The sequence below is a fragment of the Salinispora mooreana genome, from assembly GCF_000379065.1.
Taxonomy (GTDB): domain Bacteria; phylum Actinomycetota; class Actinomycetes; order Mycobacteriales; family Micromonosporaceae; genus Micromonospora; species Micromonospora mooreana.
Map to the genome: position 1 here is coordinate 1654692 of NZ_KB900614.1, position 22540 is coordinate 1677231.

Below are 22540 nucleotides of genomic sequence, written 5' to 3' on the forward strand. Positions count from 1 at the left end.
CCCGATCGTGGCGGCACACTGGCATAAAATCTTGACCTGGGAAGGTGAACCCGACGCACGAATTTATACGAAGGGAACAAGATTGTGGCCGAACGGTCTGAGGCAACCCGGCGTGCGGCCGGGCTGGACCTGGATGACCGGGTTGCCGCGGAGCTCCGCAACCGGCTCGCCCTGCTCGCCGAGCACACCGTCACCGCCATCACCGCCGAGGTACCCAGCTACTCCGGCACCCTCACCGGGCAGATGCGGGACAAGATCGAAAATGCCGTACGAATCGCCCTCGGCACCTTCCTCCAACTCGTCGAACGCTCCTACGGGGCCGACCCCAGCACCCCGCTCGTACCCGCTGTCGAGGCCGCGTACGCGCTCGGCAGCGGAGAGGCCCGCTCCGGCCGCAGCGTGGACGCGCTACTCGCCGCGTACCGGGTGGGTGCCCGGGTTTCCTGGCGAGAGATGTCCACCGTCGCCGTACGCGGACAGCTGCCGGCCGCCACGGTGGCCGAGTTCGCCGAGCTGATGTTCGCCTACATCGACGAGCTCTCCGCCGCCAGCGTCGCCGGGCATGCCGACGAGTTGGCCAGTACCGGCCTCATCCGCCGCCGAAACCTGGAACGACTCACCCAGCAGTTGGTCACCGGAGCCGACGAAGAGGTACTGCTGCGCAGCGCGGAGCGGGCCGACTGGCCCCCGCCGCAGACCCTCACCGCCGTCCTGCTGCCCCGGTCGAGCCTACGCCCGGCGCTCAAGCTGCTGCCCACCCAGACGCTGGAGAGCGCCGACGACCTGCCCGGTGGCGGGCCCGGCGACGAGACCGCCGGCCTACTCGTCCCGGATGCCCACGGCGACCGGCGACGGCAGCTTGCCCGGCTGCTGCGCGGCCGGCGGGCGGTGCTCGGCCCGGCCCGGCCGTGGACCCAGGTCGCCTACTCCTGGCAGCGGACCACCCGGGCGCTCGCCCTGGGTCTGCGCCCGGACGACGCCGGCGCGCCCCTGGACACCGAGGCGCACCTAGCCGAACTGTTACTCAGCCACGACCCAGAAGGCCTGGCGGACCTGCGGGCACGGGTGCTGGCGCCGCTGGCGACGCTGCCACCCACCACCGCCGATCGGTTGACCGAGACACTGCGCTCCTGGCTGCTGCACCACGGCCGCCGCGACGATGTCGCCGCCGACCTCTTTGTGCACCCACAAACTGTGCGCTACCGAATGGGCCAGCTACGCGAACTGTACGGGGAGCGGCTCACCGACCCCGCCACCGTGCTCGACCTGACCCTGGCTCTGGCCTTCCCACCTCGCGGGCGGATCAACGAGCTGCTGCCGCAGGACTGACCGGCCGCGAGGGACCACTGCCGGTCAGTCCTGCGGTCCAGCCCGTACGGGTCTTGGCCCGCCCCTTGGTGACCAACCGGCCGGGAGGACGCCCGCGTCCGCGAGCGCCCTCCCGGGCTACACCCGCACCGTCAGCGACGACGGGGGCGCCGGGTCAGACCGAAGCCGACGACTCCAGCCACCGCAGCGAGAATGCCGCCGACCGTGCTCCAGGCCCAGCGCGAGCCGAGCTCGGGCAGCCAACCGAAGAATCCGTCGTCGTCGCCCTCGGCCGGCTCCGTCGGCGCGGCATCGAGTATTGTGCCGGCCTTGGTGGGCAGCACCAACGGCTCCGCCAGCACGCCGTCGTCCCGGGATCCCGCACCCACTGCGCCGACCAGCAGGTCAACCTCGATCGGCAGGCCAAGGTCCTCCTCCGGCAGCTCGGCCACCGCGAGCCGGACGTAGTACGTCCCCGGCAGCGGATCGGCTGACCACGGCTCCGCCCAGGAGCGCACCTGCCGCAGGGTGCAGCCGAGCGAGACGCTCTCAGCCTCGGCCGTAGCCGTCGGCGTCTGGGCACCGGCGGTGCAGGCCTGACGCCGCCGCAGCCCGTCGAAGACCTCCACGGTCCACGTCGACTCGCCACTACGCTGTGTGGGGAACGACACGGTCGCGGTGATCTCGTGGCGCTCGCCGGCCACCGCCGGGAACGACCAGTACAGGTAGTCGCCGGTAGCGGCGTCCACCTGCACCGGCTGCCCGGCGGTGATGTCGGTGGCGGTCAAGAAGGAGGTCCCCGCTCGGGTGACCGGGGTCGCCCCCGGTGAGGGTGTCGGGGTGGCCAGGGCCGCCCCGGGCGAGACCAGCAGGGCCAGGCCGACAGCGGCCAGGGCTGCTCCACCCCGCATTGACCGCACCCGCATCACTTCTCCCTCCAGGTCGCTACCCACCACCGGGTGAGTACCCCGGACGCCAGTCCGGCCAGCAGACCAGTCACCGTCAGCAGAACGAGCAGCACCCAGCCCCGACCGAGATCCGGGGCAGCCGGAGCAGGCGAGGACGCGACCATGTCCACGGTCAGCTCAACCGGCATCCCCGGCGAGGTCTGGGTCCCCGGCTGGGGCGCGAAGGCGTTACTCACCACGAGACAGACGATGGTGGCTTCGGCGTCGGTCGTGGTGGACGGGGTGGGGGAGGGCCCATCCTCCGGCTCCTCCCCCGCCGACCACCGCAGACCGGCGGAGACGACATCGGTCCGGCCGCTACCGGCGTCCACGCCACGTACCAGTTCCCGACCGTCGGTGGCCACCGCCCGCAGCAACACCGCATGGTCGGGGTTGACCGGCCGGTCCAACGCCACGCTGACAGAGGCCCGCAGCTCCTGCCCGGGATACACCGGCACCCGATACCAACGGTGCTCCGAGAACTTCTCCCGGTCGCTGTAGACGCCGGCACCGAGTAGCGGGGCGTCGGCGCAGACCGAGGTGCCGGCGACCACAGCCGGCGTGACCGTGTGCGTATCCCCGGCTCGGTCGACCAGCTGCTTGATCCGACTAGTCAGTTCGTCCGCGCTCTGCGCCGCGGTGTACGTGCCACCAGTGGCAGCGGCGATACAGAGCAGCTGCTGGCGCACCTTCTCGTCCGGGGCCAGGCCGAGGGTGTCCACGACCAGCTTCGTCCCCTGCGCAGCCAGCTCCCGGGCCACCTCACAGGGGTCCGGCGGGGCGCAGGTGTCCTCACCGTCGGTGATCAGCACGATCCGCCGGGCGGTGCTACCCGTACCGAGGTCCTCGGCGGCCGAGCGCAGCGCCAGCCCGACCGGGGTGTACCCAGTCGGACGAAGCGTCGCCACCGCCGCCTTGGCCTGCACCCGGTCGACCGGCCCGACCGGCACGATCTGCTGGGTGTCCTGACAGCCCTGCTCCTTGTCATCACCGGGATAGGTGGCACCGAGGACCCGGATGCCGAGTTCAGTCTCGTCCGGCAGCGCGTCCACCACCTCGTTGAACGCCTGCTGGGCAACCGAGATCCGGCTTCGCCCGTCGATGTCGGTGGCCCGCATCGACCCGCTGACATCGAGGACCAGCTCGACCTTCGGTGGCTCGACCGGGGTCTCCCAATCCGCGAGGGCCGGTGCCGGACCAATCATCACGCTCGTCGCCAGCAGCCCGACGAGAGCTGCCGCCAATCGTCTCGTCTCGATCATCGCGCGCAGTCTAGGGCAGCTCCACATCGGACGAGACCGCGGGTTCGGTGACGCAGATCACGCATGCTTCCCGTCCGGACCGTGCCTAGCGTCGGGTGACGTGGTTGATCCGTCGATCGAGTATCACGAAACGCCGACCACCGGACCGCCGGTGCGTCCACTGGCCCAAAACCGTGACTTCGTCATCCTCTGGGTGAGCCAGTCAATTTCGGCGCTGGGTAGCGCCGTCTCCTCGGTGGGCTTTGTCCTGCTGACTCTGGCCACCACCAGATCGGCAGCACACGCGGGAGCCGTCGGGTCAATCGCCGCTGTCACCACTGTGGTGTGTCGGCTCCCGGCGGGGTCCCTGGCGGATCGACACGACCGCCGACTTCTCATGATCATGGCAGATCTGGGACGTGCGCTTGCGCTGAGCAGCCTGGTCATCGCTGGCATCATCGACCAGATCACGTTCGTCCACATCGTAGCTGTGGCGGCCACGGAAGCGGCCCTGAGTAGTTGCTTTCAACCCGCGGAGACGGCAGCCCTTCGGCTTGTCGTGGCGCGGGAGCAGGTGACCCAGGCCGCCGCCCGAAACGAATCCCGCACGCATCTCGCGACGCTGGTCGGACCCGCCCTCGGCGGCATACTCTTCAGCGTCGGCCGGACGGTGCCGTTCCTGGTGGATGCCGTCTCCTACCTCGTCTCCGCAGTGGGACTGACCCTGATCCGGCGCCCCCTGCGCAACAACACCGAGGATCGTGCGCCGCACAGAAGCCGCGGCACCCCGGTTGGTCGCGCGGTTCCCGCCACGGACACTGATCATGGCGTTCGGGTGGGTTGCGGCGACGGTGACTCCGCTGTTGGCAGTGGCCCACTCCGCATATCTCATCGGTGTCATCGGGGCACTGGCCTTCTTCCTCGGACCCGCAGCCAATGCCGCGATCGTCGGCTACATACTCACCCACGCCGAGACTGTCCTCAAGGGACGGGTGAGTGCCGCCGTGCACTTCCTCGGCGGGAGCCTGCTACCGCTCGCCCCCGCACTCGCCGGGGTACTGGTCCAGTACCTCGATGCCGTCCCGACTGTGCTGCTCTATTCGTCGGCCCTGCTCGCCCTCGCGATCTTCGCAACGGCAACGCGCAGCCTCGGCGTACGTCAGCGATGAACGGAGGTCGCGGCCAGCCAGCACGGGTCAGGTGCGCTGCGGGCCCCCCGGATCGGTGGCGCGCAGGCGCGCACACGCCTGCTCACACGCCCGTTCAAGTTGTTCCGTGGCATCCCGGGACAGACCGCGTTCGGCTGCGGTCCAGGAAGCCCACGCATGGACAACGTCCGGAAGGACGTCACTCACGCCCGGATCACCGATGGCGTCTCGGGTCAGACCCGGCAGGCCCAGGGCGGCCATCACCCGGCGCGGGCCGAGTCGCATCGGATGGCAGCAAGCCCGATCGGTGAGCTGTTCGACGAAGAGGTCCACCGCCTGGCTCGTCGCGTCGTCCCCGGGCAGCTTGGAGCCGATACCGGAGGCGAGGAACGCCCGCTTCATGAGTTCGACATCCACGCTGTCGGGCAGCGGGTCGGGCGGTGCGGCCGCGACGCTCAACGCCCGGGCCCGGGCCAGGGTCAGCGCCCGCATCTTCCGGTACGCAGTCGGCGCCGGATTCGGCTGGTAGTCCCGATCTTCCAGCACCTCGTCCGAGGTGACGATCGCGTCCTCGAACAACCGCCGGGCATACGCCGGGTCGACCGGCTCGGTAACCAGACCATCGACTCCGTCGGCACGGCGCAGGACATCCTGCAGCACCTCCACGTCCATGCCGAGGGTCAGCTCCCGAAACAGGCCCCCATCCACGGCAAGGTCGATCATGGCCAGGATGCCGTGCTCATCATCTCCGTCGTAGGAGAAGACGCAGAGCAGGAAGGCGGTCTCGTTGAAGGGGTCGTGCGCCCACCAGCAGCCCTCCACCCGCACCCGGCCGATCGTGGACGCCCAGGAGGCCTCGGGAACGCCCTGCCGGATGAGCCGGTCGGCGTGCAATCCGGCTAGTTCCCGCTGCGTGTCGACCGGACTCATCGCCTGGAACGCCCGCAGCGCCGCCACCGCCGTCGGTGTCTCCCGCCGACCCAACTCCTGAATGACCCGGGCGTCCTCGCGCGCCGCGACCGCCAGGGATGGCCCGAACCCCTCCGCACCCTGGTGGGCGAGGAGTTGCGTCATCCCCTCCTCGATGCGCCACGGCGAACCATTCGCCATGATCGAAAAGTTCCACTCTACGAAGTCAGCGCCCGCAACGGCACGATCGATGCCCTGATCGCTGTCATCCATCCCCGGATTGTCGCAGCCGATCGGTGACCAGGCGACCACCTCGCCGCGCGCGGCGAGGTGGTACCGCCCCGGAGAGGGCGAGCCGCCACGCGCCGCGGTCAGTCCTCGACCCAACCGTACTGGCGCGCCATGGCGACCAACGCCCGACGGGCCTCGACGATCTGCGCACCGGTCATCGAGGGCACGTTCGCCAGCAGCAGCTCGGTCACGGCGCTGTCGAACTGCTCAACCGCCAACACATCACACTCACCGTCTTCGTCAGACAGGGGCTGCGGGCGACTCGGCGCACCACGGTTCGGTGCGGCTGGAGCCGTCTCCAGCACCACGCTCGCGACCTTCAGGCCCCGTTCGGACTGCACAACCTCGTAGCTCACCCGCATGCCGGCGGCGACTTGGTGCCGCTGATCACCGAAGTCGTTCGCGTGCACAAAGACGTCATCGCCGCCCCCGAACGGCGCGATAAACCCATAACCGCGAACGTCATCGAACCGGACGATCGTTCCCTTTTCCACCACAGTCCCCCAACAAAGACACACCACCAACACCAGAAGCGCGCACCCTGCGGATGGGTTGCACGCGCAGCCAGCCTAGCGGCACTGCTACCGGGACGGGACCGGACGTCAGCGGGGTGAGCCGGAAACGCCGACAACAGCGGTCCCGGGCACGGGTACGATCGGCTCCTTGTGGACGGGAGCCAGCAGGATTTGATGATCACTGTCCCGGCGGGGCGGGTAACGCTCTCCGACCGCCGCACACAGCGCCGGTGGTCGGTCGAGTTGAGGCCGTACGAGCTCGCCCGTTTCCCGGTCACCCAGGCCCAGTATGCCGCGATCATCGGCGCCCACCCGAGCACGGCTCGCGGCGATCAATTGCCGGTCGAGGGGGTGTCCTGGTGGGATGCGGTCCGGTGCTGCAATGCCTGGTCGCGACGGGACGGGTTGTTGCCGGCCTATCGAATCTCCGGCGAGGAGGAGATCGAGTGGGACCCCTCCGCCGACGGGTACCGGCTGCCGACCGAAGCCGAGTGGGAGCACGGGTGCCGCGCTGGTACGACCGGCCCTCGCTACGGACCGCTGGACGAGATCGCCTGGTACCGCGACAACTCGCGGGAGCGCATCCACGAGGTGGGCGGCCGACAACCGAACGCCTGGGGCCTACACGACATGCTGGGCAACGTCTGGGACTGGTGCTGGGATCACTACGACCCGGAGGTCTACGGCAGCTACCGGGTCCTCCGTGGCGGCGGCTGGTTCGACGAGCACTGGAGTTGCCGGGCCTCCGTACGGCGCCGGAGTCATCCGACGTTTCGCGTGGACGACGTGGGTTTCCGCGTTGCGCGCTCCATTCGCCCCCAGTCGGACTGACCTGGCGCCCGCGCTTCATGCCAGGGCGTAGACCCCAGAAATCGCAGCGAACACCTGATCCCGAGCAGCCTCGGCCGGACAGACGCCGATAAGCACGTAGGAGGCCAGCCCTTCTACGCGCAGGCGTTCGCGTTCACCGCCCTCATCTTGGCCCTTGTCGCCATCGTGGCGTTCGCACTACCAGCCGGAGACTCCATCAGGCCACCTCCCGGGTCTCGCCGGACCAGCGCCGGCGCAGCCGGCGGTCGTGACTGACCACCACCACGGCGCCCGAGTATTCCTCGAGAGCAGCCTCCAGCTCCTCGACCAGGCCCAGCGAGAGATGGTTGGTGGGCTCGTCCAGCAGCAGTAGGTCGACGGGATCGCTGAACAGCCGGGCCACCGCCAGCCGCTGGCGTTGCCCGGTGGAGAGCCGACCGATCGGCACGGTGAGGCTCACCGGGGTGAACAGCCCGAGCGAAAGCAGATGGGAACGGTGTTCCTCAGTCGGACCGGGCCGTCCGTGGGCGAAGGCGGCCAGGAGGGTCCGCTCCGGCGCGGCGGTGGAGACCTCCTGCGGAAGGTACCCGATCCGGCCAGAACGGGTCACCTGACCACCGTCTGGGACGAGGTCACCGGCGAGGATCCGCAGCAGCGTGCTCTTCCCGGCGCCGTTCGGCCCGCAGATCAGCAGGCGTTGTCCCGTCGCGACGGTCAGCGTGGTCGGCTTGAGCCGACCGGCGAACGTCACCTCCTGGGCGGCCAGCAGCACCCTGGCGGCGACTGCCGTTTGCGTGGGTGGCTCGAACCGCAGCGGGTCGGGCGGCGGCGGCACCGGATCTGCCTGCAGGCGGCGCAGTCGTAGCTCCGCGTTACGGACGCGGCTGGCGACCGACTGCTGCACCCGGCCCGCGTTGCGGTCATAAGCGATCTTGTTGCGGTCCTTCCTCGCCCGGCCGGGCGCCACCTGTCGGGCCGTGGTAGCCGCGACCTCCCGCAGCCGGTCCAGCTCCGCCTGCCACTGTTCGTACGTCTGCTGCCAGCGTTGCCGGGCCGCCGCCCGCTCGACCAGGTAGCCGGCGTACCCGGTGCCGTAACGGACCAGGGTGCGCCGATCCGCGTCCACCTCGATCAAGCCGGTGGCGACCTGCTCCAGGAAGACCCGGTCGTGGGAAACCACGACCGTGGTGCCGCGCCGGGAGCGGAGGTACCCCTCCAGCCAGCTCAATGCGGTGTCGTCGAGGTGGTTGGTCGGTTCGTCGAGCAGCAGCACCTCGCTGTTGGCGGCCAGCACCGAGGCCAGGTTCACGCGCGCCTGCTCTCCGCCGGAGAGGCCGCCAAGCGGACGGTCCCGCTCCACCGCGGTCAGCCCCAGCCCGTGCAACGCCTGCTCGACCCGGGCGTCGGCCTCGTAGCCTCCCCGCAGCTCGAAGGCGGTCGCCAGGTTCCCGTACTCGGTCAGGTCGTCCTGGTTGCCGGCGGCGAGCCGTGGCTCCAGTTCCCGTAACCGCGCCTCCATCGCACGTAGGTCGGCCAGGGCGGCATCGATCGCCTGCTGAACGGTCAGCTGCCCCGGCAGGTACATGTCCTGGGCGAGGTACCCGACACCGCCGTCCGCGCTGACGGTCACCCGCCCATCGTCCGGCTCCTCTCGGCCGGCGAGCAGGCGCAGCAACGTCGACTTGCCGGAGCCGTTCTCACCGATGATCCCCGTACGCTGGTTCGGGGTGATGGCGAAGGTGACGCCGTCGAGCAGAAGTCGATCGCCATACGCCTTGGTCACATCATGGACGCTGATCTGGGTGGGCATGTGGATACTCCGAGGTCTCAAGGTCGGAAGCCCGCCGCGGCGGGAGGTCAGACACGGGGAACACTCAGCGGAGCATCATGCCTCCCTAAAGCTATGGATGTAGCGATAAGATGCTGACATGGGCCAGCCCCTGTCGACAACCGATAAATCCCCGCGCCGCCCCAACGGACGCAGTGCGCGCGTCCGCCACCAGGTGCTTGACGCCGTCCGCGCGCAATTGGTTGACGGCGGCTTCGACCTACTGACCATGGAGGCTGTGGCCGACCGGTCGGGCGTACACCGGACCACGGTCTACCGACGCTGGCGGGACGTCGGCGGCCTCCTGGCCGATGTCCTGGCAGACGCGACCGGCGACGACTGGAGCCCGCCACAGACCGGCTCGCTGGAGACAGACCTCGCCGCAGTCAACCGTGAGATCCACGCGGCGCTGACCGCCGACCCACCGATCAGCACCGCGCTGATCGCCGCTTCGTTTCGCTCTCCCCAGGCAGCGGAGGCGCTGCGGACCTTCTGGGCCGACCGTCACGCGCGCTGCGCTACCATCGTGCGGCGCGCCATCGACCGGGGCGAGGTCCCAGCCGACACCGACCCCCGCGCCGTGATCATCGCCGCGACCGCCCCGCTCTACCACACCCTCGTCCTACTCCGCTCCTCCGCCGACACCGGCCTCGCCGCACGCTCGGCCCATCAGGTGAGCGTCGCCGCCCGCGCGGGCGCCTTCGCCCGCCCCAGCAGCGAGCTGTTGGCCACTGGTATGCGGGGGTCCAGGGTGCGGTGAGGCCGCAGGCGGTACCGGCGCACCAACACCGCGCACCAGGCACCAGGCACCAGGCACCACCCAGCACAACACCAGCAAGTCCGTGGCGGGGCGGCGCCTGTGAACCTGATCCAGCCCCGCCAACCCGAACTCTTCACGTGCGGCTGTGAAAAAGGTAACCAACATGAGGCTGCGTGCCGTTGAATCCTGTTAGGATTCCGCAATTCTTCATGTCGCCGCCATTGAAGAAGGGAATCTTCTGAATGCATGACGTGGACACCGTGCGTTATCCACTGGCCGCTCCAGGAACCGACGCATGGGAACGCGTCGTCACAAAAACCCGCACCGACCTGCGCGAACACGGTTGCAGCGTGCTGCCGGAGTTCATTCGACCGAGTAGCTGGGAGACGCTACGACGGGAAGGCGCCACAGTTGCCCCATCGGCATATTACGACGTTACGGAAACCAACGTCTACAATACGAAACTCGATGCCGATCTGCCGGCGGAGCACCCGGGTCGCATCATCATGCGACGTGGCAACGCGTTCGTCCCGCGCGATCTGATCCCCGCCGACACTGTCATCCACCGGCTCTACCGCGACCCTTCGTTCGTACGCTTCGTTGCCGCCTGCTTCGAACTCCCGGCGCTCCACGAACTCGCCGACCCGCTCTCCGGCCTGGTACTCAATGTCGTGCAACCCGGCATGGACCATCCGTGGCACTTTGACCTCAACGAGTTCACCGTCAGCCTGCTGACCCAGGAACCGGAGGACGGTGGCGTCTTCGAGTACTGCCCGAACATCCGTTCGGCGGATGCGGAGAACTTCGACACAGTCCGCTCGGTGCTCACCGGCACCGATCGGGCACCGGTACGAGCCCAGACCCTGCGCCCCGGTGACCTCCAACTGTTCAGGGGACGGTACGCGCTACACCGGGTGAGCCCCGTGCACGGGGACACCGCCCGGCATACAGCGATCTTCGCCTACTCCCAACGCCCCGGCGTGATGGGCAGTGTGACCCGTACGCGGCAGCTCTTCGGCCGGGTCCTGCCCGCACACCGCGATGCCGAGCGTCATGCCGTTCGAGTCGACAAGCTGCTGGACTAGTGCTCGCGCACGTAGTCCAATGCGTTTCCACCAGCCCGGAAGACTTCCGACGGCATACCCTTTGACCTCAACCGCTGGCCCAGAAGACGGCCCGACGAGCAGCACAATCCAGGAGGCCGAGTGAGTACGTTCGACAACGAGGACAAGTTACCCTCGATACCGTTGCCCACACTGGAGGAGACCTGCGCCCGGTTCCTCGAGTGGTCCAGGCCGCTGCTGACGGAGCAGGAGTTCGCCGACACCGAGGCCGCGGTGCGGGAGTTCGAGCGGGTCGACGGTCCGGGTCCGAAGCTCCACGCCGACCTGGTGCGGTACAACGAGGACACCGCTACCCACAGCTGGCTGGACGACTTCTGGCCGGCCCGCTACCTCGGCCGGCGCGACCGCATCGCGTTGAACGCCAACTTCTTCTTCCTGTTCCGCGACACGCCGCTGCGCGGGATCGCCGACCCACAGGTGGAGCGTGCGGTGCGGCTCATCGCCGCCACCGTCAACTACAAGGTCCAGCTCGACGCGGAACGCATCCCACCTGCCGTGATCCGCGGGCAACCGCTATCGATGGAGCAGAACAGATTTCTCTTCTCCACCACCCGCATCCCGGGGCCGGTGCAGGACAGTGTCCGAGCGCCGTACAGCGCCGAGATGCCGGGCCCCGCAACCGCACGGCACATCGTGGTGTTCTGCCACGGCAACGTCTTCCGGATGGACGTGCTCGGTCCGGACGGGCGCCCGTACTCCCTCGATGACCTGGCTGCGGGCCTGCGGGAGCTGCAGAAGGCCGGCCTCGTGCCCGCGGCGATGACCACCGCGACCGGCCATCTCACCACCATGGCCCGAGCCGAGTGGGCGGCGGCCCGACAGCGACTGGTCGCACTCGACTCCAGCAACGCCGCGGCGCTGGAGACCATCGAGACGGCGCTGTTCTGCGTCTGCCTGGAGGACCTGGCCCCGGCCGACGACCTAACCGCCTGTGATCAACTGCTGCACGGCGACAGCGGCAACCGGTGGTTCGACAAGGCGGTGTCGCTCATTGTCTTCGCGGACGCCACCGCCGGCGTCAACGTCGAACACTGCGAGCTGGACGGCACCACCATCCTCAGCTTCGTCGACGCAATCCTCGCCGGAACGCCGGAGGAGCACGCCGCGCAGTCAGGTGCGGTGGCACAGGGCGTGCCAGCCATTGAGCCGGTAGCCTTCGTACTCGACGACGGGCTACACGCCGAGATCGCCACCGCGGCACAATCCTTCGCCCAATTCAGCGCGGACACCGCCACCGTGACCCTGTCCATCGACGAGTTCGGGGTGGACGAGGTCAAGCGACTACGGATGTCACCAGACGCCTTCGTGCAGCTGGGGTACCAGCTCGCGCACAAGCGCGCCAAGGGGTTCACCGGTGCCACCTATGAATCCATCGCCACCCGCCAGTACTCGCGGGGACGCACTGAGGCGATGCGCGTCGTCACGCCAGAGGTGCTGCGGTTCGTCGCGGTCATGGACGATCCCACCGCGGCTGGGGATGAGCGACGGGCGGCGTTCCGTGCCGCGGCCGACAAACATGTCGAACGCGCGAAACAGTGTCAGGCCGGCGCCGCACCCGAGCAGCACCTCTGGGAGCTACAGCTCATCCAGCAGCGGCGGGGGGCCGCACTCGGCGTGCCGGAGTCGCCCCAACTCTACGAGACGCCGGGGTGGCGCACGATGCGCGACGACTACCTGAGCACCAGCTCGGCGCCGTCAACCAATATCCGCTACTTCGGTTTCGGGGCCACCAGCAGCCGTTGCATCGGAATCGCCTACGTGCTGCTGCCAGACCGGTTCCAGCTGTACCTCAGCACTCCACGCCCCGTCGCCGACATGATGCACACGTTCGCCGACCGGCTCCGCGAGGCGTTGCGTGAGCTGCGTGCCCTACTCGACGAGCGGTAGCCGACCATAGACCACTGCCACGCCTACACCAGAGGCTCGGTGCAGCGGACCTGCCGGCGGAAAGGGCCGGCAGGTCCGCTGCTAGAAGTGGCCTACTCGTAACCCGCAGTTCAGCGATGGACCACCAATCAGCCTGACCCACGTGACGGGTCAGGTCACAGGTGACGTGAACGATAATTCGTTGCAGGGTCACATCCTGCCGGTCTGGTCGCCACCACCACACCCGACCGGGGGCATCGAGTGGAAGCTGCTCGGTCGTCTGATCCGCAAAGGCGGCCACCCGACGATACGGCTCGATGAGCCCATCCTTCGTCTCGTCTACCTCCGCATACCAGTCCGCCTGTGAATCCTTTTCATACGCCTCCACTGAAACTAGTTCCTCCGGCGCGGGAAACGCACGCCCGAAGGTAGGACCAAAGTAGCCAGCTTCGACATTGAGGCAGTGTTTGAGGATTCCCAGCAGATTGTTGCCGGTTGACGTACGTGGCCATCTCGCCTCGCGTTCACCCAACCCTCTGCCATCGGGCCAACACCGGCAGCGATAGGGTTGAATTAATACCGCCCCGGGACATCGCGGGCGGCTTCTCCGCTAACGGAGTCGGCGCGCACATGCACATGTGCCTGCGCGAGTTGAGGGTGAGCTCCGGCGACACGGTCCTGATCCACGCTGCGGCAGGCACCCTGGGCACCTTCGCGGTCCAGCCGGCCCGGGCCTGGGGGGCAAACACCGTCATCGGCACGACGGGCGAGGCCAACCACGCTTACCTGCGGTCGATGGGCGTACTCCCGGTGATCCACGGCGATGGACCGATCGAGCGGGTAGACCGGGACACCGAAATCGATCACGCCGGTTAGGCCGAACCCGAACTTGGTCAGGCGCGGCCGGAGCACCTACCGCCTCAGCCAACCAAATAGCCACTTCAGACGCTCCGAAACCTCACATAAAATAGCTACGAACCGAGCGCAGCGGCACAACAGCTTGGGGGAAACATGAACCGGATCGAGATCGACCCCCAGATTCAGATCCTCGGTCCCATCCAAGCGACTATCTGCGGTAGCGAGATCGACCTAGGCCCCCCGAAACAGCGAACAATTCTCGCTCTTTTGGCGCTCCGGGCCGGACGACACGTGCCACTCGAGGAGGTGATCGGCGCGCTCTGGGCGGGACAGCCACCGACCCGGGCCGCCAACCTCGTGCACACCTATGTCGCCCGGCTACGCCAGGTGTTGGAGCCGGACACACCACGCCATCGACGAACCAACGTCATCGCCTCGGTACCCGGCGGGTACCGGCTGGCTGTCGGCGTCGGGCAGCTCGACCTGCACGCCTTTCGTGCCGAAGCCCGGGATGCCGCAGCCCTCCGTGAGCGCGGCCAGCCGACCGACGCCTTCGCCCGCTTCGGCGAGAGCATTGGCCGGTGGCGAGATCCCCAGGTCAGCGAGCTGGCCGCGCTCCTGATCGAGCAGGACGACATCCGTCCGCTGCGGCAGGAGTTTCTAGCCGCGGCGCTCAACTATGTCGGCCTAGGCCTAGAGCTGGACCGACCGGAGGCAGTCCTGCCCGTTGCCGAACAACTGGCCTTGACGGAGCCGCTCAACGAGCGGGTACAGGCCCGGCTGTTGCAGACGCTGGCCCGAATCGGCCAGCGGGCTCGGGCCATTGAGCAATACGCCGAGGTCCGCGGCCGACTTCGGCTTGACCTCGGGGTAGACCCGGGGCCCGAACTGTCCGCGGCGTACCGCGAGGTGTTGGACGCCGAGCTGGCCCCGTCGCCCACCCACCGCCCGAGCCCGGCGCACCCGCCACCGTGGCGCGGGGTGGCACCCCTAATCGACGAGCTGACCGGAAGATCAGCCGATCTTGCGGCGGTCAATGACCTGCTCGACGGGTATCGCCTGGTGAGCCTCACCGGTCCGGCCGGGGTGGGCAAGTCCGCGCTCGGCCTGGCCGTCGCCGAGCAGCAGCGGGAGCGGCACGCTGACGGGGTGGCAGTGGTTGACCTGACGGATGTCCGCACCGGGCCCGCTCTCGAGCGGGCGGTGGTCGCCGTGGTCGCCTCCCCACCGTGGCAAACGACGGGGCCACCCGCGCCCCTGGTGCGTCAGCTGGACGACCGACGGCTGTTGCTCGTGATCGACAACGCCGAGTTGGCTACCGATGCGGCGGCCGACCTGGCGGACGAGCTGCTTCGGGGTTGTCCCGGCCTCACCGTCCTGTTGACCTCGCGCGAGTTGCTCGGGATGCGGTACGAGGCGGTGTATCCGGTCCGGCCGCTACGCACCGATCCGGAACCGGGGTCGTCGGCACCTCCACCCGCGCAACAGTTGTTCGCCCGGCGGGCCATGCAGGTGCAGCCGAGCTTCCGACTCGACGAATCCGCCATGCCGGGGGTCAGCGCGGTGTGCCGGGCCCTTGACGGCCTCCCCCTCGCCATCGAGTTGGCCGCGGCGTGTCTGCGGACGCAGCAGCTGGACACCCTGGTTGAGGTCGTCGCCGATCCGCTGCATTGGCTCCGGCCACCACGGCGAGGCGTGCCGAGTCACCATCGGTCGCTCCACGCTGCTGTACACCGCAGCATCGAGTTGCTCGACGCGGCGGAGCTGCGCTGTTTCACCGGGCTCGGGGCGATGCCCGCCGACTTCGACCTGGCAGCCGCTATGGGTGCGGGTGCCGGTGCGGCGCTGATCGGTGATCCCCGCGCCGTACAGGTGCTATTGGATCGATTGGTCGACAAGTCGGTGTTGGAGGTTCGACACGGTCCCGCCGGTCGGATGTACCACATGCTCGGCACGGTTCACGCACTGGCCCGGCAGCTGTTCCAGGAGGGTGGTTGTGCCGGGGCGCTGCCGTCTGCACGGTGCACATGCGGCTGCCACCTCGACGATTGAGCCAGGGTCAGCCGTACATCGTTCTGTACTTTGTACCGTTGCCCTGCTGGCCCTGGATCGCAAACGGAGTGATGCCATCTGCGCCCGCCCCAGGCGATGGGTGGTGGTGGCGGCTTCAAGAAAAGTTCAAGGAGGTGTCAGCAGAATTCTCGGTGGGTGCCCGAACAACCGTACAGGGGGCTCACATGAATTCAACCTCAGGTGTCTCGCCCTACCTGGCGGACCAGGCCCGAAAGGCAGCCGCGGCACAGGCGATCGACCACATGCGCCAGCACCTAGCGGAGCCGCTGCAACTGGCCGACCTGGCTCGGGTAGCGCCTTTCAGCCCCTTCTACTTCCATCGGCTGTTCCGAGACGTGACCACGATGACTCCGGCCCGCTTCCTCGCCGCGTTACGTATGGCGGAGGCACGGCGGTTGCTGCTGCACACGGATCGCACCATCACCGCGATCAGCCGATGTGTCGGCTACACCAGCGCCGCCACCTTCACCACCCAGTTCTCCCGGTTGGTCGGGACCACGCCAGGGTACTTCCGACAGGTGGCACGCCTGCTCGATGGTCGCTGCTGCCATGTCCTGGCGGAACGACTCCACCGCACCGCCGCAGTAGTCACCCGCCCCCGACTGACCCTGCTCGTGCCAGACAGCGAACCCGACGACCTGGTGTTGGTAGGCCTGCGCGGAAAGGGACGGAGCACCGACGTACCGACCGCTTGGGCGGTGGCCGCCGGCAGTTCGGCTGTTCCGGTCGTCGCCCGCCCCAGCACCTACCAGGCCCAGATCGTGCTGGTACGGGCGCACTGCACGCTGATCGGTGCCCTGGTTGACGAGGAGCCGGCGAGCTACCTGGTCGGTACTGCCGAGGTGGAGCTGACCCAGCGCGGCGCGACGGTTGGTCGAATCCTGATCGGACCGCCGCGGCCAACCGACCCACCGGTGCTGGCAATCGGCCCGGTCGGCCGAATCATCGAGACGTTTGCCTGTCTCTCCGAGCCACCAGGGTGGCCAGACTCAGTCCCGCTGGCCACCGCACCCACCACGGTGGCCAGCGCATAATCCCCCTAATCTGAGAAGGCGACCCAGCCAGCCGCCACCTCGCCTGCCATCTTCGCCGCACTTCGTCGGGTCTACGACGCCGTACCACCCGCTGCGACGAAGCGTTGGCTTCGACCCGAGTGCCATCGGAATGACTGTGGAGCTATGTCACCCGGGCAGCGCCCCAGACCGGCAATCAGCTCGACCCGCTCGGACCCAGACAGGGCCTGACAGATCGGCTCATCCGGCCGGTTGGTCTCGTCCTCGATTGCTTGTCGAGATGGCTCCTCGGGCGGCGACCCGCTAAACGCGCGACCGGAGTGGAACTACCTGGACCGGGTCACGACACTGGCCGGGCGGCGCCCCAGGCGGACAGGGCCCGGGCCAGGTCGGGCCCGGTGGAGCCGGCCCAGGCGACATATCCGTCGGGCCGCACCAACATCGGCGTGGTCGGCTCCACCGGCCGAAACGTCACCAGGTGGTCGTAGCCGGGGCCGGTGGGATCCGGATCCACCAGGACGAAGCCGCCACCCCGCAGCGCCGCGTACAGCCGACTTCCGTCCTGGCCCACGAGATCGGGTGCGCGCTGGCCGACCAGCGGATGCGCGCCGCGAGGGGCCGGATAGCGTACACCGATCCCGCTCAGCCGCAATCGCAGCTGGTCGCCCAGCGGTCGCACGGCGATGCCGGCGCGGAAGATCCCGTTGCGGGCTGCCCGCGCGAGCGAGGAACGGAGGATCACCGCCCGGATCAGCCCGCCACTCGTGCGCAGCACCATTCGACCGACCGGCCGGCGCTCCGTCTCGTACGTGTCGAGCAGACTGTCACCAGCCCGACCGTGCAGCACGGCAGCGAGCTTCCAGCCCAGGTTGGCCGCGTCCTGCAGACCCGTGTTCATGCCCATGCCGCCGGCTGGCGAGTGAACGTGGGCGGCGTCACCGGCGAGCAGCACCCGCCCCTGCCGGTAGGCGGTGGCCTGCCGCTCGTCGCTGTGGAACCGGGACATCCAGCGGGGACTGTGCATGCCGTAGTCAGTTCCGGCGATCCGGCGCACCAGAGTGGCGATCTCCTCGAGGGTGACCGGCGTGTTGTCGGGCGGCTCCCAGTTCGGATCCCGCGCCATAACCCGATACCAACCGTCGCCGAACGGAACGATAAGGCAGAAGCCATGCTGGTTGCCCAGGACCGTGAGCACCTCGGGCGGTGACTCGGTGAGCTGGACGTCAGCCAAGATCAGTGAACGGAGTACGGAGTGGCCCGGGAAGTCCAGGCCGAGTTGGTCCCGCACCGTGGAGTGGCGCCCGTCGGCGCCGACCACGTACCGGCCCGTTACCGTGTGAACGTCCCCATCGCGGTCAACGGTCAGCTGCACCTCATCCTGACCTGACTCGATCTTGATTACCCGGGCACCACGGATCAGATCGACCCCACCCGCGACGGCGCGCTCCAGCAACAGTCGCTCCACCTGGTACTGGGGTGTGACGAGCAGAAACGGGAAGCGGGTCGGCAGCGATGCGAGGGACACCGACACCGTGCCGAACAATCGGAGCCGGCCCAGCGCTTTGCCGGTGTCGACCAGTTGGTCGGCGAGCCCACGGGCGTCGAACTGCTCGAGGGTTCGCGCATGCACCCCGAATGCTCGGGTCAGGTTCGACTCGTCGCGGCGCTTCTCCAAAACAGCGACCCGAACCCCGGCCGCCGCGAGATCACCGGCGAGCAGCAGCCCGGTTGGTCCGGCTCCGACAATCACGACATCGTAAGTGGCTTCGTCCATGGGATCAGCCCACCTCCACAGTCCGTTGCGCGGATCGCCCCAGATCAAGAGCATGCGATAACTCGTTCCACTCTCACTGGCGAGCCTACGCAGACGGACATCACTACCACCAGAGAGTGACGACTGTGGCTTCGATGACAATAAAAGTATGGCCGCGGTGCAGATCCGCTGCTAGCAACACGGTGTGCGACCGGCCGCGGATTACGCCGGCCAGGCGGGACGGTTGACACCTGCTACAGCCGCCGGTCGGCTGGTCAACCACGGCTACCGACGCTGGGCCGGACAGCGACGAGCCCGGTCGACCCTCGTCGGGTCGACCGGGCTCGTCGTGGGGTCCGATCAGGCGAGGTCGAACCGGTCGAGCTCCATGACCTTGGTCCAGGCCGCGACGAAGTCCTGCACGAACTTCTCCCGCGCGTCCTCGCTGGCGTACACCTCGGCGAGGGCCCGCAGCTGCGAGTTGGAGCCGAAGATGAGGTCAACCGCGCTGGCGGTCCACTTCACCTTGTCGGTGGCCAGATCCCGAATCTCGTACCCGTGCTCAGTGGACTCCGACGCCTTCCACTGCGCACCCGAGGCGAGCAGGTTGGTGAAGAAGTCGTTGGTGAGCACACCGGGGCGGTCGGTGAGAACGCCGTGCCGGCTGCCGCCGGCGTTGGCCTCGAGCGCCCGCAGGCCGCCGACGAGGACGGTCATCTCGGGTGCGGTCAGGTTGAGCAGGTAGGCACGGTCAACGAGCAGCACCTCCGGCTGGGTCTTCTCACCGGGACGCAGGTAGTTACGGAACGCGTCGGCCCGCGGTTCGAGCACCCGGAAGGACTCGACATCGGTCTGCTCCTGGGTGGCGTCGGTACGACCCGGCCGGAACGGCACGGTCACCTCGACGCCGGCGTCCCGCGCCGCCTTCTCGACCGCGGCCGAGCCGGCCAGCACGATCAGATCCGCGAGCGAGATCTTCGCGCCACCAGCGGCGTTGAACTCCCGCTGGATCTCCTCCAGCGCCGGCAGGACGGTGGCGAGCTGCTCGGGCTGGTTGACCTCCCAGCTGCGCTGCGGCTCGAGGCGGATCCGGGCACCGTTGGCGCCACCGCGCTTGTCGGTGTGACGGAAGCTGGCCGCGGAGGCCCACGCGGTGGAGACCAGCTGGGCGGTCGTCAGCCCAGACTCAAGCACCTTCGTCTTCAGGGCGGCGATGTCGGCAGCGCCGACGAGCTCGTGGTCAACGGCGGGTACCGGGTCCTGCCACAGCTGCGTCTGCGGCACCCACGGCCCGAGGAACCGGCTGACCGGGCCCATGTCGCGGTGCAGCAACTTGTACCAGGCCTTGGCGAAGGCCAACGCGAACTCGTCCGGGTTCTCCAGGAAGCGACGCGAGATCCGCTCGTACGTCGGGTCAACGCGCAGCGACAGGTCGGTCGTGAGCATCGTCGGCCTGTGCTTCTTGGTCGGGTCGAAAGCGTCGGGGATGATCGCCTCGGCGTCCTTGGCAACCCACTGCTTCGCGCCACCGGGGCTGGTGGTGAGTTCCCACTCGTAGCCGAACAGGATCTCGAAGAAGCGGTTACTCCACTGCGTCGGCCGGTCGGTCCAGGTCACCTCGAGGCCGCTGGAGATCGTGTCGGCGCCCACGCCGCTGGCGTGACTGCTCATCCAACCCAGACCCTGCGCCTCCAGGGGCGCGCCCTCGGGCTCGGGTCCCACGTGATCGTCGGCGACCCCGGCACCGTGGGTCTTGCCGAAGGTGTGGCCGCCGGCGATGAGGGCCACGGTCTCCTCGTCGTTCATCGCCATCCGGCGGAAGGTCTCCCGGATGAAGTACGCCGCCGAGGCCGGGTCCGCGTTGCCCCGCGGCCCCTCCGGGTTGACGTAGATCAGACCCATCTCGGTCGCCCCGACGCCCGCCGAGAGCTCCTGCTCGGAGACGTAGCGCTCGTCGCCGAGCCAGGTGTCCTCCGGGCCCCAGATGATCTCCTCGGGCTCCCAGACGTCCTCGCGGCCGAAACCGAACCCGAAGGTCTTGAAGCCCATCGACTCCAGGGCGACGTTACCGGCGAGCACGAGCAGGTCGGCCCAGGAGATCTTCTGACCGTACTTCTGCTTGACCGGCCACAGCAGCCGCCGGGCCTTGTCCAGGTTGACGTTGTCCGGCCAGCTGTTCAGCGGCGCGAACCGCTGGCCGCCGTCACCGGCGCCACCACGGCCGTCATGGATGCGGTAGGTGCCGGCAGCGTGCCAGCTCAGGCGGATCATCAGACCGCCGTAGTGGCCGAAGTCGGCCGGCCACCAGTCCTGCGAGGTGGTGAGCACCTCGGTGATGTCCCGCTTGAGGGCCTCGACGTCGAGCTTGGCGAACTCCTTGGCGTAGGAGAAGTCCTCGCCCAACGGGTTGACCTTCGCCGAGTTGGTGGAGAGCACGGACAGGTCGAGCTGGTTGGGCCACCAGTCCCGGTTGGTACGCGGACGGCCACCACCGACCGCGGTGGGAGAGTCGATCGCCGGGCTCTCGCTCTCGCTGCCGTGCGCGGTGACTGAGTCGTGCGCGACCGGACAGCCGGCCGCCGCCTTCTGATCCACGCCCTGCGCGCTGACGGGGGCGTTGTCCTGAGTGTCGCTCATCTACTTCCCTTCACGTGGTGGAGCGCGGAAGGCGCGTCCGATTTCTGGCAGTTGGGGCAGGTGCCCCGGTAGACAACCTCCGCCTCATCCACCACGAAACCGTGGTCGTCGGAGGCGGTGAGGCAGGGAGCGCGGCCAACCGCGCAGTCGACATCGGCGATCGCTCCGCAGGACCGACACACGACGTGGTGATGGTTGTCCCCTACCCGGGACTCATACCGAACGGGGGCGCCGGTTGGTTGAATGCGTCGCACCAGGCCGGCGGTGGTGAGCGCGCGGAGCACGTCATACACGGTCTGATGCGACACAGTTGGATTATCCACCCGCACCAGGGCAATAACCTCATCGGTGTCGACATGCGGATGGTCACGCAGCGCGGCGAGCACCGCCATCCGGGGACGGGTCACACGCAACGAGACCGACCGCAGCTGCGTCTCGAAGTCGGGCGTCACGCGACGACGATAACCAGTCTTCTGGAATGAATCAAGTTTTACGGCGGACGAGTCCGACCCACCAGGCGGGTCGAGAACCTCCTCACCCAAGACGGCGAGCGGCCACCCCTTCGCAAGGGGGCCGCTCGGAGCCGCACGACGGCTCCACGAAACCAGCGGTTCGGCTGCTCAGTGCTTGGCGCGGTCGAACTGGCAACAGTCGATGTTGAAGTTCTGAAACTCCGCCTCGTCCATCCGCACCTCGAACTCGTGCGTACCCCGACGCAGGAAGTGGGTCTCCGCAATCGACTGGGGCTCGAGCGCGCTGTGTGACGTCGTACCGGCCGCCTCCATCGGACCGAACACCGTCTTGTCACCGAAGGTCATCGTGAGTCGGCCCGCCGGGAAGTACGGCGACGACAGCCGCACGCTCGCCCGGTATGTCCCCGACCTCAGCACCTCAACCGTGTACCTGACCCACTCGCCGCCGCGGATGTAACACATCACCAGCGCGCCGTCGCTGTCGCAGATGTCCACGCCCTCGTACTGGCGGCCCGCCGCGCCACCCCGGTTCTCGTCATCCAGGTCGTGATATCCGATGCCCTTACCCGCGGTGGACGACCGCGGCGTGGCCGTGCCGGGCCAGCGCCTCAATGGCCATGGGCGCATGGTTGGAGAGCCACCCATCCCGTTCCGGCCCGAAGTGCCGAATCCGCTGAAAAGCCTCGTCGAGTACATCCACTCGAGAACGGTAAGAGTTGAATTGAGGTTGAGGTCAACCGCCGACGTGCACTGGCCGCACTGGCTCAGCCCGCATTCGACCAGGATCGGCTGGACAGGTCCACGCGGTAGCCATCCGGGTCCTCGACAGTGACACCCCAACAATCCCAGTAGGGTCCCTGGGAGACCACCCGACCACCGGCCCGCTTCAGGCCATCGATGAACGCGTCATCGATCGGCCGGCCCGGGTAGAGCACCAGTAGGCCCTCGGCGGTGGGCGCCGGCCGCACCGTAAGGTAGTCAGCCGC

General features: G+C 68.3%; 15 protein-coding genes and 7 pseudogenes. 9 read left to right on the forward strand and 13 right to left on the reverse strand.

The features are described 5' to 3' along the window. Positions 1–84 precede the first annotated feature (84 nt). The gene (locus SALPAC6_RS0107910; RefSeq protein WP_018252892.1) at positions 85–1329 is read left to right on the forward strand and encodes a PucR family transcriptional regulator; all 1245 of its coding nucleotides are present in this window, start codon (positions 85–87) and stop codon (positions 1327–1329) included. A gap of 131 nt (positions 1330–1460) precedes the next feature. Here the strand turns inward: SALPAC6_RS0107910 and SALPAC6_RS0107915 are convergent, their stop codons facing one another. Continuing rightward, entirely contained in the window at positions 1461–2234 is a 774-nt protein-coding gene (locus SALPAC6_RS0107915) for a hypothetical protein (protein WP_018252893.1), read from the reverse strand. Further along, on the reverse strand, positions 2234–3517 hold the full coding sequence (locus SALPAC6_RS0107920) for a VWA domain-containing protein (RefSeq protein WP_018252894.1): 1284 nt from the start codon (positions 3515–3517) through the stop codon (positions 2234–2236). Before SALPAC6_RS0107920 ends, SALPAC6_RS0107915 begins: the two co-directional genes overlap by 1 nt. 100 nt (positions 3518–3617) lie before the next feature. On the opposite strand from SALPAC6_RS0107920, the pseudogene SALPAC6_RS25530 reads away from it, so the two are divergent. Then, positions 3618–4665 (forward strand): annotated as a pseudogene (locus tag SALPAC6_RS25530) (MFS transporter). 27 nt (positions 4666–4692) lie between these two features. Here the strand turns inward: SALPAC6_RS25530 and SALPAC6_RS0107935 are convergent. Together SALPAC6_RS0107935 and SALPAC6_RS0107940 are read right to left on the reverse strand one after the other, a co-directional pair. Next, on the reverse strand, positions 4693–5826 hold the full coding sequence (locus SALPAC6_RS0107935) for a beta clamp domain-containing protein (RefSeq protein ID WP_026189428.1): 1134 nt from the start codon (positions 5824–5826) through the stop codon (positions 4693–4695). A 98-nt stretch (positions 5827–5924) separates the two neighbouring features. After that, a complete protein-coding gene (locus SALPAC6_RS0107940) occupies positions 5925–6341 on the reverse strand; it encodes a cold-shock protein (protein ID WP_018252898.1) in 417 nt (138 codons plus the stop codon). A gap of 168 nt (positions 6342–6509) precedes the next feature. Here SALPAC6_RS0107940 and SALPAC6_RS0107945 point away from each other — a divergent pair, with 168 nt between their 5' ends. Continuing rightward, on the forward strand, positions 6510–7190 hold the full coding sequence (locus SALPAC6_RS0107945) for a formylglycine-generating enzyme family protein (RefSeq protein WP_018252899.1): 681 nt from the start codon (positions 6510–6512) through the stop codon (positions 7188–7190). A gap of 15 nt (positions 7191–7205) precedes the next feature. Here the strand turns inward: SALPAC6_RS0107945 and SALPAC6_RS28885 are convergent. Together SALPAC6_RS28885 and abc-f are read right to left on the reverse strand one after the other, a co-directional pair. Continuing rightward, a pseudogene (locus SALPAC6_RS28885) lies at positions 7206–7304 on the reverse strand (TetR family transcriptional regulator); the annotation flags it as partial. An 82-nt stretch (positions 7305–7386) separates the two neighbouring features. After that, entirely contained in the window at positions 7387–8979 is a 1593-nt protein-coding gene (abc-f, locus tag SALPAC6_RS0107950; protein ID WP_018252900.1) for a ribosomal protection-like ABC-F family protein, read from the reverse strand. Between the two features lie 193 nt (positions 8980–9172). Here abc-f and SALPAC6_RS0107955 point away from each other — a divergent pair, with 193 nt between their 5' ends. The 3 genes from SALPAC6_RS0107955 (at position 9173) to SALPAC6_RS0107965 (ending at position 12768) form a co-directional block, all read left to right on the forward strand. After that, the gene (locus SALPAC6_RS0107955) at positions 9173–9757 is read left to right on the forward strand and encodes a TetR/AcrR family transcriptional regulator (RefSeq protein ID WP_018252901.1); all 585 of its coding nucleotides are present in this window, start codon (positions 9173–9175) and stop codon (positions 9755–9757) included. Between the two features lie 242 nt (positions 9758–9999). Then, positions 10000–10842, forward strand: coding sequence for a HalD/BesD family halogenase (locus tag SALPAC6_RS0107960; protein WP_018252902.1), 843 nt, complete (start codon positions 10000–10002; stop codon positions 10840–10842). Between the two features lie 120 nt (positions 10843–10962). Beyond that, complete coding sequence (locus SALPAC6_RS0107965; protein ID WP_018252903.1) at positions 10963–12768, forward strand: choline/carnitine O-acyltransferase; 1806 nt, start codon at positions 10963–10965, stop codon at positions 12766–12768. 127 nt (positions 12769–12895) lie between these two features. Here the strand turns inward: SALPAC6_RS0107965 and SALPAC6_RS27430 are convergent. Then, positions 12896–13282, reverse strand: a pseudogene (locus tag SALPAC6_RS27430) (DinB family protein); the annotation flags it as partial. Positions 13283–13329: 47 nt separating this feature from the next. On the opposite strand from SALPAC6_RS27430, the pseudogene SALPAC6_RS27435 reads away from it, so the two are divergent. The 3 genes and pseudogenes from SALPAC6_RS27435 to SALPAC6_RS0107985 form a co-directional block, all read left to right on the forward strand. After that, positions 13330–13590 (forward strand): annotated as a pseudogene (locus SALPAC6_RS27435) (NADP-dependent oxidoreductase); the annotation flags it as partial. A 168-nt stretch (positions 13591–13758) separates the two neighbouring features. Then, a complete protein-coding gene (locus tag SALPAC6_RS0107980) occupies positions 13759–15657 on the forward strand; it encodes an AfsR/SARP family transcriptional regulator (RefSeq protein ID WP_018252906.1) in 1899 nt (632 codons plus the stop codon). Positions 15658–15842: 185 nt separating this feature from the next. After that, positions 15843–16712, forward strand: coding sequence for a helix-turn-helix domain-containing protein (locus tag SALPAC6_RS0107985; RefSeq protein ID WP_018252907.1), 870 nt, complete (start codon positions 15843–15845; stop codon positions 16710–16712). A 319-nt stretch (positions 16713–17031) separates the two neighbouring features. Here SALPAC6_RS0107985 and SALPAC6_RS0107990 read toward each other — a convergent pair whose 3' ends face one another. The 6 genes and pseudogenes from SALPAC6_RS0107990 to SALPAC6_RS25545 all read right to left on the reverse strand — a co-directional run. Then, a complete protein-coding gene (locus SALPAC6_RS0107990) occupies positions 17032–18465 on the reverse strand; it encodes an FAD-dependent monooxygenase (protein ID WP_018252908.1) in 1434 nt (477 codons plus the stop codon). A gap of 339 nt (positions 18466–18804) precedes the next feature. Next, on the reverse strand, positions 18805–21081 hold the full coding sequence (gene katG, locus SALPAC6_RS0107995; RefSeq protein WP_018252909.1) for a catalase/peroxidase HPI: 2277 nt from the start codon (positions 21079–21081) through the stop codon (positions 18805–18807). Then, entirely contained in the window at positions 21078–21533 is a 456-nt protein-coding gene (locus tag SALPAC6_RS0108000; RefSeq protein WP_018252910.1) for a Fur family transcriptional regulator, read from the reverse strand. Before SALPAC6_RS0108000 ends, katG begins: the two co-directional genes overlap by 4 nt. Positions 21534–21701: 168 nt before the next feature. Further along, positions 21702–22130 (reverse strand): annotated as a pseudogene (locus SALPAC6_RS25540) (glycerophosphodiester phosphodiesterase family protein); the annotation flags it as partial. Continuing rightward, positions 22123–22254, reverse strand: a pseudogene (locus SALPAC6_RS31390) (questin oxidase family protein); the annotation flags it as partial. The pseudogenes SALPAC6_RS25540 and SALPAC6_RS31390, both read right to left, overlap by 8 nt. A 64-nt stretch (positions 22255–22318) precedes the next feature. Further along, a pseudogene (locus SALPAC6_RS25545) lies at positions 22319–22528 on the reverse strand (VOC family protein); the annotation flags it as partial. Between the last annotated feature and the right edge of the window lie 12 nt (positions 22529–22540).